Source organism: Acinetobacter sp. FY731 (assembly GCF_059515905.1).
In genome coordinates, this window is record NZ_JCAKNB010000014.1 from 21,461 (window position 1) to 36,657 (window position 15,197).

The 15,197-nt window shown below is 35.3% G+C and carries 12 protein-coding genes; 9 read left to right on the top strand and 3 right to left on the bottom strand.

Annotated features, from left to right (window positions below):
- Positions 1–28: 28 nt before the first annotated feature.
- The 4 genes from hisC (at position 29) to AC5YC8_RS12900 (ending at position 4,512) form a co-directional block, all read left to right on the top strand.
- Positions 29–1,120 (top strand): histidinol-phosphate transaminase, encoded by a 1,092-nt coding sequence (gene hisC / locus AC5YC8_RS12885; protein ID WP_496164793.1) that lies wholly within the window; start codon positions 29–31, stop codon positions 1,118–1,120.
- Positions 1,121–1,123: 3 nt separating this feature from the next.
- Complete coding sequence (locus tag AC5YC8_RS12890; RefSeq protein WP_496164794.1) at positions 1,124–3,373, top strand: bifunctional prephenate dehydrogenase/3-phosphoshikimate 1-carboxyvinyltransferase; 2,250 nt, start codon at positions 1,124–1,126, stop codon at positions 3,371–3,373.
- Positions 3,374–3,488: 115 nt separating this feature from the next.
- The gene (locus AC5YC8_RS12895; protein ID WP_496116820.1) at positions 3,489–3,857 is read left to right on the top strand and encodes a hypothetical protein; all 369 of its coding nucleotides are present in this window, start codon (positions 3,489–3,491) and stop codon (positions 3,855–3,857) included.
- 37 nt (positions 3,858–3,894) lie between these two features.
- A complete protein-coding gene (locus tag AC5YC8_RS12900) occupies positions 3,895–4,512 on the top strand; it encodes an FMN-binding negative transcriptional regulator (protein ID WP_496164795.1) in 618 nt (205 codons plus the stop codon).
- Positions 4,513–4,569: 57 nt separating this feature from the next.
- Here the strand turns inward: AC5YC8_RS12900 and AC5YC8_RS12905 are convergent, their stop codons facing one another.
- Entirely contained in the window at positions 4,570–5,202 is a 633-nt protein-coding gene (locus tag AC5YC8_RS12905) for an alpha/beta hydrolase (protein WP_496116822.1), read from the bottom strand.
- A 125-nt stretch (positions 5,203–5,327) separates the two neighbouring features.
- Between AC5YC8_RS12905 and yaaA the strand changes: the two genes are divergently transcribed.
- Positions 5,328–6,107, top strand: a complete 780-nt coding sequence (gene yaaA, locus AC5YC8_RS12910) for a peroxide stress protein YaaA (protein WP_496164796.1) — start codon at positions 5,328–5,330, stop codon at positions 6,105–6,107.
- Positions 6,108–6,352: 245 nt separating this feature from the next.
- On the opposite strand, the gene AC5YC8_RS12915 is transcribed toward yaaA, so the two are convergent.
- Positions 6,353–6,835: an FKBP-type peptidyl-prolyl cis-trans isomerase gene (locus AC5YC8_RS12915; RefSeq protein ID WP_496116825.1), complete on the bottom strand. Its 483-nt coding sequence runs from the start codon at positions 6,833–6,835 to the stop codon at positions 6,353–6,355.
- Positions 6,836–7,066: 231 nt separating this feature from the next.
- On the opposite strand from AC5YC8_RS12915, the gene AC5YC8_RS12920 reads away from it, so the two are divergent.
- The 3 genes from AC5YC8_RS12920 (at position 7,067) to AC5YC8_RS12930 (ending at position 13,762) form a co-directional block, all read left to right on the top strand.
- Positions 7,067–7,888, top strand: a complete 822-nt coding sequence (locus tag AC5YC8_RS12920) for a PhzF family phenazine biosynthesis protein (RefSeq protein ID WP_496164797.1) — start codon at positions 7,067–7,069, stop codon at positions 7,886–7,888.
- A gap of 129 nt (positions 7,889–8,017) precedes the next feature.
- On the top strand, positions 8,018–10,783 hold the full coding sequence (locus AC5YC8_RS12925) for a M16 family metallopeptidase (protein ID WP_496164798.1): 2,766 nt from the start codon (positions 8,018–8,020) through the stop codon (positions 10,781–10,783).
- Positions 10,784–10,996: 213 nt separating this feature from the next.
- Entirely contained in the window at positions 10,997–13,762 is a 2,766-nt protein-coding gene (locus AC5YC8_RS12930) for a M16 family metallopeptidase (protein ID WP_496164799.1), read from the top strand.
- Positions 13,763–13,851: 89 nt separating this feature from the next.
- Here the strand turns inward: AC5YC8_RS12930 and AC5YC8_RS12935 are convergent, their stop codons facing one another.
- Positions 13,852–14,247, bottom strand: a complete 396-nt coding sequence (locus tag AC5YC8_RS12935) for a DUF3144 domain-containing protein (protein WP_496116829.1) — start codon at positions 14,245–14,247, stop codon at positions 13,852–13,854.
- A 109-nt stretch (positions 14,248–14,356) separates the two neighbouring features.
- Here AC5YC8_RS12935 and AC5YC8_RS12940 point away from each other — a divergent pair, with 109 nt between their 5' ends.
- Positions 14,357–14,989: a hypothetical protein gene (locus AC5YC8_RS12940; RefSeq protein WP_496164800.1), complete on the top strand. Its 633-nt coding sequence runs from the start codon at positions 14,357–14,359 to the stop codon at positions 14,987–14,989.
- Positions 14,990–15,197: the final 208 nt, after the last annotated feature.

The following is a 15,197-nucleotide window of genomic DNA, read 5'->3' on the forward strand; positions in this document are numbered from 1 at the left end:
CATTACTTGAAATAATTGGAAGTGTAAAATGTCGTTTGTCCCAGCCAATGAAGGCATCTCGAAATTAAAGCCTTATCAACCAGGTAAACCAATTAGTGAACTTGAGCGAGAGTTGGGGATTACAGATATCGTCAAACTGGCATCAAATGAAAACCCGCTAGGTTGTTCAGATAAAGTAAAAGAAGCTGTTGCAGCAGAACTGGCTGAAATTGGGCGTTATCCTGATGGTGGTGGTTTTATTTTAAAAGACCAAGTTGAAAAGCAATTTGGCGTTGCACACAACCAAATTACTTTAGGTAATGGTTCAAACGATTTACTTGAAATTTTTGCACGGGCATTTGTTTCTGAGCATGATTCTGTAGTTTATAGCCAACATGCCTTTGCCGTTTATAGCTTGGTTACACAGGCTATTAACGCCGAAGCAATTGAAGTACCTGCAAAAGGTTTTTCACATGATTTAGAAGCTATGGCTGCGGCAGTTAAAGACAATACCAAGTTGATCTTTATTGCGAATCCAAACAACCCGACAGGGACGTGGTTTGAAGAAGCAGAATTTGAAACATTTATGCAAAAAGTGCCTGCAAATGTCATTGTTGTACTAGATGAAGCTTATGTTGAATATTTCCCTGAAAACTTCAACAGCTTGAAATTCCTTGCTCAATATCCAAACCTTATTATTAGCCGTACCATGTCTAAATGCTTTGGTTTAGCTGCACTTCGAGTTGGTTTTGCTTTGGCTTCGGTAGAAGTAACAGATTTCTTAAATCGTATTCGTCAGCCATTTAACGTGAACCATTTAGCAATGGTTGCTGCTGTTGCTGCATTAAAAGATGAAGATTTCATTGAGAAATCACGTGTGGTGAATAAAGCAGGTATGGCACAACTTGAAGCAGGTTTTAATGCTTTGAGTTTAGCTTACGTCCCTTCACGCGCCAACTTTATTTTGGTTGATGTGCAAGCAGATCCTGCACAAACATTTAATGCACTTCTGAAAGAAGGTGTTATTGTACGTCCTGTAGGTATTCCAAATCATCTTCGTGTATCAATTGGTACAGAAGAAGAAAATGCAAAATTTTTAGCTGCATTAGCTAAAGTACTTGGTTTAGAGGCCAAAGCTTAAAATATGTCATTGCCACTGTTTGAAAGAGTTGCTTTTATTGGACTTGGGCTCATTGGCTCAAGTCTAGCTCGCGTTATTGTTGCTGAAAAATTAGCAACAGAAATTGTTGCGTCTACACGTTCTCAAAAGACCTTAGATGATGCAAAAGCCCTTGGCTTAATTCAAGAAGGATATACCAATCCAATTGATGCTGTTCAAGGTGCAGATCTAGTTGTATTGGCACTTCCAGTACGTGCAACTCAAAAAGTGCTTGAAATAATTAAGCCTTATTTGTCTGAGCGTACCATTATTACAGATGTTGGAAGTACCAAGGGAAATGTCGTGGATGCTGCCAAAGCTGTTTATGGTGAAATATTACCTGAAGGTTTTGTACCAGGGCATCCTATTGCAGGGTCAGAACATACTGGGGTACATGCAGGTAAAGTCGATTTATTTGCAAACCATAAAGTGATTTTGACACCGCTACCAAGCAGCGCAGATTGGGCAATTAAAAAACTCATTCAACTTTGGCAAGCATCTAAAGCTGAAGTGATTTGTATGGATGTCGAAAAGCACGATGAAGTATTGGCGCATACAAGTCATCTTCCTCATTTGATGGCATTTAACTTGGTTGAGCAACTTGCGAACCGAGAAGATAACTTAGATATTTTTCGTTATGCTGCTGGTGGATTCCGTGATTTTTCAAGAATTGCTGCAAGTGATCCGCAAATGTGGCATGACATTTTCTTTGCCAATAAAAAAGCAATTTTGAATGCCGTAGATGGCTTTGAACAGCAATTGGCAACGATTCGTAAATTAATTGAAGATGAAGACTCACAAGCTTTAATGGGCTTGTTAGGACATGCGCAGGCTGCGCGACAGCATTTTAATCATATGCTCGCAAAGAAACCCTTGATGGAGAAAAATAAAGTGACGACACAGCAATTCACAATATTACCGGGCAAGAAACAATTCCAAGGTAAATTTACAATTCCGGGTGATAAATCTGTGTCACATCGTTCTATCATGTTTGGTGCTATTGCAGAAGGCACAACGCATGTAACGGGTTTTCTAGAAGGCGAAGATGCACTTGCAACACTTCAAGCGTTTCGTGATATGGGCGTAAGTATTGAAGGCCCTAAAAATGGTGAAGTGACCATTCATGGTGTGGGTATGCAGGGCTTAAAAGCACCTGTGGGCGCGTTGTACATGGGGAACTCAGGTACATCTATGCGTTTGCTTTCAGGGATGCTATCTGCTCAGAAATTTGATTCAGTTATGACGGGCGATGCTTCATTAACAAAACGTCCAATGGAGCGTATTGCAAAGCCACTACGTGAAATGGGTGCTTTATTGCAGACTACAGGTGATCGTGGTACACCACCTGTTTCAATTACAGGTAACCAGACGTTAAAAGGTATTCATTACGATTTACCAATGGCTTCAGCACAAGTGAAATCGGGTATTTTACTTGCAGGTTTATGGGCGGAAGGTGAAACCGTTGTTACTGAACCTGAACCAACTCGTGACCATTCAGAGCGTATGCTTCGTGCATTTGGTTATGAAGTGAAAACTGAAGGTAACCGTATTTCTCTACAAGGTGGTGGAAAATTAGTTGGTACAAATATCCAAGTACCATCTGATATTTCTTCAGCTGCATTCTATATGGTCGGTGCTGCAATTACAGAAAATGCAGATGTAACACTAGAAGCTGTAGGTATTAACCCAACACGTACTGGCGTAATTGAAATTCTAAAACAAATGGGTGCGGATATTTCAGTTGAAAATGAACGTATAGCGGGTGGTGAACCTATTGCAGACATTCGCATTCGAGGTTCGCGTACATTAAAAGGTATTCATATACCAGAAGATCAAGTACCTTTAGCAATTGATGAATTCCCAGCTTTATTTATTGCTGCGGCATGTGCAGAAGGTCAAACTGTTCTTACGGGTGCTGCGGAGCTTCGTGTAAAAGAATCTGACCGTATTCAAGTCATGGCAGATGGCTTGAAAATTATGGGGATCGACTGCACACCAACTGAAGATGGCATTATCATTGAAGGTAAGGGTAAATCGGGTGAATGGGATGCAATTTTCACAGGTGGTGAAATTGAATCACATCATGACCACCGTATTGCGATGAGTTTCGCTATGGCAGGTTTGCGTACTTCAGGTGAAATTAAAATTGTGGGAACTGAAACTGTTGCAACAAGTTTCCCAACATTTACAGAACTTGCAAATGAAGCGGGTCTTGCAATTCAAGTTACTGAATAAAACATCATCGTAAAAAACATTAGATTTTAGTCAAAACAGCCAAGCAAATGCTTGGCTGTTTTGTTTTTATTGCTTATGCTAAAACCATACAACAATAAAGCCTTTGGATAATGTAATGCGTAAATTAAAATTTGTGGCAAATCGTGAAATTAAAAATCAAATTAAAGATTTTAGCGAAGTTCAAACTTATGTTGCCGATTTACTTGCACATGAATTAGTGAATCATGGCTTTGAAACCTTGTCACAAAGTGGGGCACAAGTGGCTGTAAGTGTAGATGATCATGCATTACCACTTTCTGTAAGCTGTGAATCACGTAGTGAAGATGGTCATTTAGTATGTGAAATATATTCTCATCCAGATGAAAACCAAGATTGGTTAGATAGAATTACAGAACAAAGTTTATTGAATCAATTGGCACAGGCAGTGGAAAGTAGCCTAAAAGAACATGAAGCATTGAGTGAGTTTGAGTGGAAAAATACGTAATTATTTTTAATTTTTTAAAAATTGGGCATTAAACTGAATGTATATACCTAAAGTTTTTGAGGAAACAAGAGAGGAAGTTTTAACCGATCTCATTCAAAAACATGCTTTAGGATGTTTAGTGATATATGCAGATAACGAGTTAAATGCCAACCATCTTCCTTTTGAATATGATGAAAAGACACATTCACTGCTTGCTCATATTGCAAAAGAAAATCCATTATATACACAACTAAAACAGGCTCAAAATGCGTTGGTGGTTTTTAGTATAGATCATGCCTATGTATCGCCAAATTGGTATGATGGGAAGTTTGAGCATCATAAAGCCGTTCCTACATGGAATTATGTTGTTATACACGCCAAAGGAACGGTGCAAGTCATTGAAGATGAAAAAATATTGAGAGGTATATTGGCAAGATTAACGCGACAACACGAAAGTAATCAGCCTAAACCTTGGAAAATGTCCGATGCACCGAAAGATTATATTCAAGATGAACTTGGAAAAATTGCTGCAATACGTATTGAAATTAAAAGTTTAGTGGGTAAATTTAAACTCAGCCAAAATAGAGAAGTGACCGATCAACTTAATGTAGCAGAAGCATATCAGCACAATAATAAAAAAGATTTAGCTGAAATAATGTTACGCATCAAAGGCTAATCTAAGAATAAATAAACCTCGCAATAAGCGAGGTTTATTTTGAATCTAAAATAAGTTTTAAGCTGAAACTAAGTAGCGTGAAATAGCTAAACGTAGATGCTTTAAATAACCTGTAAAGAAGTGGTTTGCTCCAGGTAATACTGTAACCATATGACGTTGTGGTCTAGACCACTCAATCATGTCAGATAACAAAGTAACATCATCAGCTTCGCCATGAATAAATAAGATATCACCTTTAATTGGCGGTGTTACATAATGGCGTACACCTGCTACTGTTGCAGTAGGCAAACCACATAAAATAGTTTGTACAGGTTGTAATTCGGCAGGAATAGAAGCATAACTTTTTGCCATAACGTGCGCACCAAAGCTAAAACCACCTGCAAAAAATGGTTTTCCGATATGCTTTTGACGTGCATATTTAATGACTTCTAGCGTATCTTCAGTTTCACCATATCCTTCATCGTGTATACCTTCACTTTCCCCCGAACCTCGGAAACTAGGACGATAAACAACACAGCCACGTTCTAAGAACATTTGCGCTAAAAGATGAGGAACTTTGTGATGTGGCGTTCCACCCTGTAAAGGATGTGGGTGACAAACGACAGCGAATCCTTTCACTTCACCTTTGGGATAATCAACAAAAACTTGAATTTTACCCTCAGAGCCTTGAATGAAAAATGCTTCGGACATAGGATAAGTATACATAGCGGGAGAAGCGGGCTATTTTACCGATTAAGTTAAGCAAAAACAAAAATTGGTTTCAAAATAAGCCTACTGTTATAGTTTGAATTATTAATTATTTGATCGAGTCTTTTATGCTTGCTTTAATTTCACCAGCCAAAACTTTAGATTACGAATCACATTTACCAACAGATCAACATAGTTTGCCACGTTTACTTCAAGAATCTGAATTACTAATTCAAGATTGTCAGAAACTCTCTGTTTCTGAGGTATCTAGCCTAATGAGTGTGAGTGAAAAGATTGCAAAATTGAACGTAGAACGCTTTCAAGATTGGACACCAGAGTTTAATTTTTCAAATGCTAGACAAGCAATTTTTGCATTTAAAGGCGATGTTTATACGGGTTTAGATGCTTATAATTTGGTCGAACAAAATGTTACATTTGCGCAACAAAAACTTAGAATGCTTTCAGGTTTGTACGGTCTTTTACGTCCTTTAGATTTAATGATGCCGTATCGATTGGAAATGGGAACCAAATTAGCCAATATTCGTGGGCATAATTTATATGAGTTTTGGGGGGATAAAATCACCCATTTAATTAATGAAGATTTGGCAGCATCAAATTCAGAAATTTTGTTAAATATAGCATCAGATGAATATTATAAGTCGGTCAAAGAAAGCAAAATTCAAGCTGAAATTATTAAGCCTGTATTCTTAGATCAGAAAAATGGAAAATACAAAGTTATTAGTTTTTATGCAAAAAAAGCACGTGGCTTAATGGCGCGCTTTATGATTGAAAACCAAATTGAGCGTGTAGAAGATATCAAAGCATTTAATATAGATGGTTATTATTTTGATGCGGACAGTTCATTGAAAGGTGAACTTGTATTTAAGCGTGATGAGCAAGTTGCTTGATTTTACAATGGTAAATAAGGCGATTCTTGTACAACATAAATGTGATTAATTTCAATTGTATTGGATAACTTTATACATTCGTTTAATTGGGTGTAAATAGACTTTTTACAATTAATGAATATTTTAAAATGCCTATAGGGAATTACATCGTTATTCTTTATGGTGTCATTATTTTTAAGTACTTAGATTATTTTCATAAAAAAAGGCAAAGTAAAAACTTTGCCTTTTTTTAATTCAATGACAACTTAGTGGTGGTGACCGCCAACGCCATGAACGTGACCGTGTTCTAATTCTTCAGCAGAAGCTTCACGGATTTCAACGATTTCAACTTCAAAAGTTAAATCTTGACCAGCAAGTGGGAAGTTAGCATCAACAATTACGTTGTCGCCTTCAACAGATTTAACAGTAACGATTTGAACGCCATCATCAGTTTGAGCTTGGAACTGCATGCCCGCTTGGATGTTATCAACACCTTGGAACATTTGAGCAGGAACTTCTTGAACTAGGTCTGGGTTATATTCGCCATAACCTTCAGCAGCAGGAATAGTTACTGTGAATTTTTCACCAACTGTTTTGCCTAAAAGTGCATTTTCAAGACCAGGGATGATGTTACCTGCACCGTGCAAATAGGCAAGTGGCTCACCTTGAGATTGGTCCAGAGTTTCACCCTCTGCGTTAGTCAATGTGTAGTTGAAAGAAACCACGAGGTTATTTGCAATAGCAGTCATGTTATTGATCCAGTCAAATTTTAAGGGTACATCATAAAACGAAAAGCGAATTTTGTAGAATAGATTTAAGCAAAATTCTACATTTTAGTGATGTTTTGATATTTATATGGGCAGTTTAAACAAATTCAATGTCATTTCAATGAATAACTGACAAATTCCTTGTTTCTTTTTATATAGTCCATAAAAATGGCGTGATTGAAGTATTATTTTGCAATAAGTAAGGTGTTAATTATGAAAATGTATCAAGTAGATGCTTTTACAACAGAACTTTTCAAAGGAAATCCTGCTGCGGTAATTGTTGTTGATAATTGGTTAGATGATGCCCTAATGCAAAATATTGCACTAGAAAATAATTTATCTGAAACAGCATTTGTAAAAGTAATAGATGATGAAAACTATGAAATACGCTGGTTTACACCTACCACCGAAGTCGATTTTTGTGGGCATGCAACATTAGCCAGTAGTTTTGTATTGTTTAATGACTATACCCAAAAACAGAAAATACAGTTTCATGTAAAAGCTTTAGGTATTTTTATTGTAAACCAAGCTGAGGATGGGAAAATTACGATGAATTTCCCAATTCGTTATGCAAAAAAAGTTGAAAACTACCCTGAATTATTAGATCAGGCTTTTACGAAAAAATTTAAAAATGTCTATTTAAATGAACAGGCTTATATTATTGAGTTTGAAAATGTAGATGATGTTTTAAGTGAAAAGCCAAATTTAGAACTCCTTAAACAGTTGGGGAAAATACGCACAGCGATTACAGCAAATACATCTGAATTAGACATTGCAATTACTGCTAACTCTAAAGATTACGATTGTGTTTCACGCTATTTTGCACCCGCAAATGGAATTAATGAAGATCCTGTAACGGGTTCAATTCATACAGGAATTGTCCCTATTTGGGCTGAAAAGTTAGGGAAAAGTAATGTTTTAGCTTATCAAGCATCTCAGCGTGGTGGGGAATTATTCTGTCAAATAGTGGATCAAAATCGTATTGAAATTTCAGGTTATGCAAAACTATATATGCAGGCAGAAATTTACATCTAATTTAGATTTATAGATAAAGCCAACGGAAACGTTGGTTTTTTTTTTGCAAAAATTAACAGAAATCACTAAATTGCTCGATATATTGAGATTCTTAATAAAAATAAAACATCATTCTAAATAGGTTATTTTATGCAATTAAAACTCAAAACATTAACCATTTCTTTATTGGCTTTAGGTCTAAGCGCTTCCATTTTCGCAAAACCCGTATTGGTGAAGAAATATGATCAAATTGAAGAATATCAACTCGATAATGGTTTGAAGGTTATTTTATCTGACAAAACCAAAAATAATACCGTGTTTATGAATGTCATTTATCAGGCAGGCTCTTTAAATGATCCTCTTGGTAAAAGTGGTATGGCGCACTTGTTAGAACATTTGGCTTTTAAAGGAACTGAAAATATTAAAGAGGGTAATTTTCAAAGTGCGCTTGATCAATACACGTTATTTAGTAATGCACGTACAGACTATTATTCAACTCAATATATGAGTGAAATTCGTTCTGAGCAAAACACTATCAATAAAGTGATTGAGTTAGAAGCAGAACGAATGGATAAATTGGTATTAGATAAAAAGTTTGTAGCACCAGAAATAGAGGTGGTGAAACGTGAACGTGAAGCAAACTTTGATCAAACTTTTTCAAGGTTGATGAATAAAATTTTTCAATCGATCTATGGGGTGGAATATTTTGGTAGAGAGCCAATTGGTGAGTTAACCGAGCTTGAGTCCATCAATATGAATGAGTTAAATCAGTTCTATCGCACTTGGTATCGTCCGAATAATGCTGTCATTGTTTTGACAGGGAGTTTTGATAAGACAGCTGTTTTAAATCAGATTGATCAAAAATTTGGTAGAATTCCATCTAAAATAGTACCTGAACAACCCACTATTCCTAAAATTAGTATTGAACAAGCAAAATCAGAAGAAATTGTAATTAAAAAGGGAGATGGCTATCAAAAGATTAACGTTTATATTGTGCCTAGAAATGAAGAAATTGAGCCAACATTAGATATTACATCGGCATTATTCACCTTAGAACCTAGTGGTACTCTGTATCAGCGGTTAGTTGAAAAAGGGATTGTTGATAATGTTGATGTCGCTTTATGGACATCACGTGATTTTAATATGATGTTTGTCAGTGCGGATTATGTACCATCGCAAAATTTAAAAAAAATGAATAAAGCTCTCATTGAAAATGTAGAGAAAAAACAGAAATTTAATCAAGCTGATGTGAAACGCTTGCAAGATATTACGAAGAATAGTCGCATAGCCACATTTAGAGAGGTTTCTGCATTGGGAGGAATGTTAAGCGAGGCTATTGTTTTAAATCGGGGTGATTGGCTTTCTTATTTCAATAATAGAGATCGTATTCAAAGTTTGACCACAGACCAAGTTAGTCAAGATCTTCAGAAGATTTTTAAAGAAGAATATCGTTTGGAAGCAGAAATACAGCCAACACCTCTTGCAGATCAAGAAAAACAAAGACTTGAGCCTGAACAGGCACCGCAATTTTTACAACCTATGGGTGATACAAAGCAAGAGGCACCTAAAAATTTAGCTGTATATAAAAAGGAAACTGAGCAATATGTAAAGCAAGCTCAAACAATTTTAGAAAAAGCTGAAACAAAAATTCAAAGAGGAACTTTGGAAACTGGGCCTAAGTATGCTTTGTATTCAACACCAACGAAAGATGATCAAATATCTGCTACTTTGACCATACCATTTAGTACTGCAAAAAAATTAATGAATCATGAAAAAATCATTGATATAAGCACATACTTAATGAGTCGAGGTTCAGATCAATATCCATTTCAATATTTAATGGATAAAAGTATTGAGGTAAATGGTGGGGTAGCTATTTCATCAAACTTAAATAGCATTGATGTGCAGGTGGTAGCCAATAAAGATAAGTTTGAAGAATATTTCAAACTTATTATAGATATTTTGCAGAAACCAAGTTTTGAGCAGAAGCAGTTTGATTCTATTAAAAGTAAATATTTAAATCAGATGGATAGAACATATACGGAGCCAGATATTGTTGTCGCAATGGCCTTATCTGAAATTGCAAATCCATATCCTCAGGGAGATTTACGTGCTTATTCTGATCCAGAATTTACAGTTAAGTTGCTAAAGAAAGTTACGAACAAGCAAGTCAAAAAGTTTTATGAAGAAAATATAGGTTTAGATTTTGCACGTGTTGCGGTTACAGGTGAGTTTGATGCGAGTCAAATGAAAGAATTTTTAAATTCGACGCTTTCTAAATGGAAGACAAAAACACAATACGAAGATATGGAATTTGCATCTCAACCTAAACCGGCACAAAAGCATTATCTAAAGTCAGAACCTCGTGAATTTGGAAGTTACAGCAGTATTATGAATATAGAGATGGGGAGTGATAGCCCTGATTTACCTGCTGTATTGGTTATGGGGTATATTTTAGGTGAATCGCAATTAACATCTCGATTAGCCAAGGAATTACGTGAAAATAAAAATTTAGTTTATGGTTTTAGTCAGTCTTTAGATTTGAATGAAGGAAATAATGCGAGTAGCTTCAGTATTTCTGCAAACTACACTGCAGGAAAAGCAGATTTAGTTTCGCAAGCGATTCATAAGGTTTTAAGTGATTTATTGAAACATGGTGTCACTGAACAAGAGCTAGAGGTTGCAAAAGCAGAATTATTAAAACAGGGTGTAAGTGGTTTAGATAATGAAAAAGTGATCCATGAATATATGGCTGCAGATTTAAAATTTAATGATGACTTATATTTATTACTCAATCGATATAAAGATATTGCAAGCTTGAAAAAAGAAGATGTTAATACGGTGATAAAAAAATATATTCGTATGGATTGGTTGGTTGAAGTTATGGCAGATCAATATGGTACACCCACTCAATAAATCGTATGAATGTTTATATTATATTTGTTTATCTAATGTGAATATTTAAGATGTTTACTATGAATTGTTTACAATGAAAGCTAAGTCGCTAGTATACATGTAGAATATATACTAGCTGTCTTTGTTACATTATCTTTATTAAAATTAAAGAGATATTAGTTTTTATTTAACTTATATTTTAAGAAAAATATAACTAAGTCTTTTGGAGTGGGCATGTCATTTCGCTTTAACCAATGTGTGGTTTCTTTTGTTCTATTGGGTTTTGGTTTTTCTGTTTTTGCACAACCTGTACTGCTGAAGTCGGAACAGAAAGTTGAAGAATACAAATTAGACAATGGATTTCGCATTATTCTTGCGGAAAATGATAAAGAAAATAAAGTTTATATGAGCACAATTTATCAAACGGGTTCTTTAAATGACCCTAAAGGTAAAGGTGGCTTGGCACATTTATTAGAGCATTTAGCATTTAAAGGTACTCAGAATATAAATGGTGAGGAATTTCAGCGCCGTTTAAATCAATATACATTATCAAATAATGCGAGTACCGATTATTACGCGACAAAATATATCAATATTATTCGACCTGAAAAAACTGCAATTAATGAGATCATTCATTTAGAAGCAGAGCGAATGGATAAGTTGGTATTGCAAGAAAAATTTGTACCTTCTGAAATTGCAATTGTGAAGCGTGAGCGTGAAATACGCTTAGATCAGCCATTTTCGGTGTTAATAGATCAGATTTTTAAAACAGCTTATGGCAATCAATATTTAGGTCGTTTACCTATTGGCGATTTAAATGAGCTGCAATCAATTAAAATGAGCGATTTAAATACATTCTACCGAACATGGTATGCGCCCAATAATGCGATTATGGTAGTTTCAGGTAAATTTGATAAAGCTGAAGTTTTAAAACAAATCGATGAAAAATTTAGCCAAATTCAACCTCGCACTATTCCGAGTCAAGTGAAAGTGCCTGCTTTAGATAGTGCAAAAATTCAAAATAAAACCTTTGTTGTAAAAAAAGGTAGTGACTTAGCGAAATTTAATATTTATTTAACGGCTTCTGATCAGAGTACACAAACAGCATTAGCAATGTCTCCTACGCTATATACTTTGCAGCCAAGTGGTCATTTATATCAAAGTATTGTGGAGTCAGGTGTAGCAACAGCTGTAGATTCAACAACTTGGTTAGATAAAGACTTTAATATGGTTTTTATGGGGGCTGTTTATGCACCTAATCATAATGCGAAAATCGTTCAAACGACATTGAATAAAGGTGTGGAACAAACGAAGCCATTTACCGATGTTGAGTTAAATCGTGTAAAAAAAATGACGATGAATCAAGCAGAGAATATTAAGAATAATGCGGCAGCATTAGGTTCTCGTTTGGAAGATTATGCTGTTGCCTATAATGGTGATTGGAGTCGATATTTTAAAGATTTGAATGATGTTCAGAATTTAAAAGCGGATGATTTAAATCAGATTTACAAAGCATTTTGTACACCGAAAAATAGAATTATTGGTGATATTCAACCTACACCTGAAGATCAGAAAAAAGCATTAACACTTGATGCAAATGCAGCAGAAGCGAAAACTTTAGATGCTTCTAATGAAAAGCCTGAACCTTTAAAAGATATTTCTACGTATAAAAAAGAAGTAAGTGATTTTGTTGCTGCATCCAAAGCCTCTATTGATTCTACGGAAAAGAAAATTGAACGTGGTGAATTTAAGAATGGCGTGAAATATGCGCTCTATCCAACATCTACCCGTGATGATAAAACCTATGCCACTATTCATGTCGATTTTGGTACAGCGGAATCATTATTTAATAAAGGACAAGTGGTTGATTTGATGGCATACCTGATGTTGCGTGGGTCTGATCAATATAGCTTGCAAGATATAGCTGATAAATCAATTGAAGCGGGTGGTGGTATTTCTGCTTCTGGTAGTGATAATGGCGTAAATATTCAAATTGTTGCAAAAAAAGAGAAGTTTGAAGAATTCTTTAAGTTTGCAATTGAATTGATGAAAAATCCGAAGTTTGAACAAACTCAATTTGATTTAATTAAGTCACAATCATTATCAAGTTTAGATCGTCCATATACAGAACCAGATGTAGTGTCTGCATTAACGATTACCCGTATTGTTGAAAAATATCAGCCAGGTGATTTACGTTATCATTTCGAACCTGAGTTTGAGAAAAAACAATTAAATGCTGTAACAAATGATCAGGTAAAAGCTTTATATCAACAATTCTTTGCGATGAATCATTCACAAATTGCAGTAACAGGTGATTTTGATCCGAAGAAAATTAAAAAATTATTAAAAGCTGAATTTTCAAACTGGAATGGAAAAGAAGCTTATGAAAAGCTAGAAAGTCCATATTCATCTTATCCTGCACAAAAGCATCATGTACTTGCTGAACAAAGAAAATTTGGTAGTTATGTAAGTGTAATGCCATTTCCTGTTGGTGATGATCATCCAGACAGACCAGCGATTGTGGTATTTGGAAATATTTTAGGTGCTTCGCAATTATCTTCACGTTTGGCACAAGAATTACGTGAAAAAAATGCTTTGGTTTATGGTTTTGGTAGCAACTTAAACTTTAGTGATCATACAAACAGTGGAGCATTGGGTATTAGTGCTAATTATACTGCGGGCAAAGCAAACCAAGTTTCACAAGCTGTTCATAAAGTATTGAATGAATTAATCGAAAAAGGAGTAACCGAGCAAGAAGTTGAAGCTGCAAAAGCGGATATCTTTAAAAAACGTGTAACAGCATTAGAAGATGAACGCCGTATTCACAGTATGCTTGCGCCACAATTAGAACGTGGACGTGATTTATATGCGCGTGAAAAGCAAGATCAAGCTTTTGCTAAGGTGACGAAGGCAGATGTGGATGCAGTGATTAAGAAGTATATTAAGCTCGACCAATTTGTTGAAGTCATGTCTGATCAATATGGCAAAGCAGCAAAGTAAGATTGAGCAGTCTTAATGACCTAAACAATAAAAAAGCCCATAAGGGCTTTTTTATTGTGAGTTTCTAAGGCTAAATATGATATAGCGTATTAGTGCTTATGATCATGGTTATGTTTATTGGCATGAAACTCTTCGTTATGACGGAAACGTAAATAGTTTTCAAACTGTTCACAATATTCATCATAGTTATCTTCTAACATCATTTGGAATTGCTGAAGAATATAAGACATGACTTGATCTTTGGCATCACGCATTTCATCGCCATCTTTAAAGTTGTTTGCAGCAACCCAAGTATTAAAACGGGCTGTACCAAACAACATTGCAGCACTCACTTGACCACGCTTTTCACTTGGTTTGTCTTGTGAGCCTTTTTCTACACGGCTAAACTCATTTGCTTGTTTGATAAATTCATCAGCGCGTTCAAAGAAAACGGCATTCAAAGCTTCTTCTTCAGTTACATCTGTCGCTTCGATCTTTTGAACCATGAGCTTTTCCTAGTATAAAAATCTAATGTTGCATTATAGGCAAAGCCTTGCAGAAACGGAACCTTTCGCTTAATCTAAAAATAGCCTAAGCATGATTATGGAATATTCAATGCAAGATGCCATTGCGGTTCAAAGTTTAAAAAGTGATATTGCGTTATTACGCCAAAATATTTGGCCACCTGCAAATTTAGCCAATGTTGAAGGTTTACCAATTTATTACGGTACAAAACCTGAAGTAGACGAATATTACAAACAATGGACAGGTTTAATTGAAAGGGCACAAGGCTTATTTCAGCCATTCATGGAAGATGAACTGCTCGATGCAATTCACTTGCCAAGTCACTTGAATTTACCTTTATTTTACTTTCATGTAGACCGAATACGTATTAATAAAACACGCGCAAAAGAATCGAAAACGTTTCGTGGTATTGCAAGTTTAATAGATAAGTGTGGGCAATTTGAACCTGAGCAAGTTCAAGCAATGTCATATTGGTTAGATAGTGATGATACGGCTGTATTGGTTGCACATCGTGAATTTATTGATTTAAGAACCTATGTGTTTCAGAACAAACAGAGTGAATATACACGTACGCGTTTTTATGTGAATGGTATTGTTTTAAGTACAGAAGATGATTTTAAACTAGTTGATGCTCGAGATAAGCCGCGTAAGCAACGTAGCGATAGTTATAATGATCCTTTAGCGGATAACAACACTTGGAAAGTGTTTGGGAAGTATCGTTAAGTAAAACGATATAAAACTGTGGAACATTGTTTGAATAATAATTGTGGAACATAAATAATCAATAAAAAAGCCCCTGATAGTAGGCAGGGGCTTTTTATTTATATGTTGTAATTATGTTTTTAAGTAAATAAAAAAATATTTCGTATGGTATGTATTTTATTTTAAGAAAAAATAAACAATATAAATAATTTTTATGCTTTATATAAGG

Coding starts and splice junctions, on each gene's coding strand:
- hisC (WP_496164793.1), top strand. CDS start 29: ATGTCGTTTGTCCCAGCCAATGAAGGCATCTCGAAATTAAAGCCTTAT.
- AC5YC8_RS12890 (WP_496164794.1), top strand. CDS start 1,124: ATGTCATTGCCACTGTTTGAAAGAGTTGCTTTTATTGGACTTGGGCTC.
- AC5YC8_RS12895 (WP_496116820.1), top strand. CDS start 3,489: ATGCGTAAATTAAAATTTGTGGCAAATCGTGAAATTAAAAATCAAATT.
- AC5YC8_RS12900 (WP_496164795.1), top strand. CDS start 3,895: ATGTATATACCTAAAGTTTTTGAGGAAACAAGAGAGGAAGTTTTAACC.
- AC5YC8_RS12905 (WP_496116822.1), bottom strand. CDS start 5,202: ATGTCCGAAGCATTTTTCATTCAAGGCTCTGAGGGTAAAATTCAAGTT.
- yaaA (WP_496164796.1), top strand. CDS start 5,328: ATGCTTGCTTTAATTTCACCAGCCAAAACTTTAGATTACGAATCACAT.
- AC5YC8_RS12915 (WP_496116825.1), bottom strand. CDS start 6,835: ATGACTGCTATTGCAAATAACCTCGTGGTTTCTTTCAACTACACATTG.
- AC5YC8_RS12920 (WP_496164797.1), top strand. CDS start 7,067: ATGAAAATGTATCAAGTAGATGCTTTTACAACAGAACTTTTCAAAGGA.
- AC5YC8_RS12925 (WP_496164798.1), top strand. CDS start 8,018: ATGCAATTAAAACTCAAAACATTAACCATTTCTTTATTGGCTTTAGGT.
- AC5YC8_RS12930 (WP_496164799.1), top strand. CDS start 10,997: ATGTCATTTCGCTTTAACCAATGTGTGGTTTCTTTTGTTCTATTGGGT.
- AC5YC8_RS12935 (WP_496116829.1), bottom strand. CDS start 14,247: ATGGTTCAAAAGATCGAAGCGACAGATGTAACTGAAGAAGAAGCTTTG.
- AC5YC8_RS12940 (WP_496164800.1), top strand. CDS start 14,357: ATGCAAGATGCCATTGCGGTTCAAAGTTTAAAAAGTGATATTGCGTTA.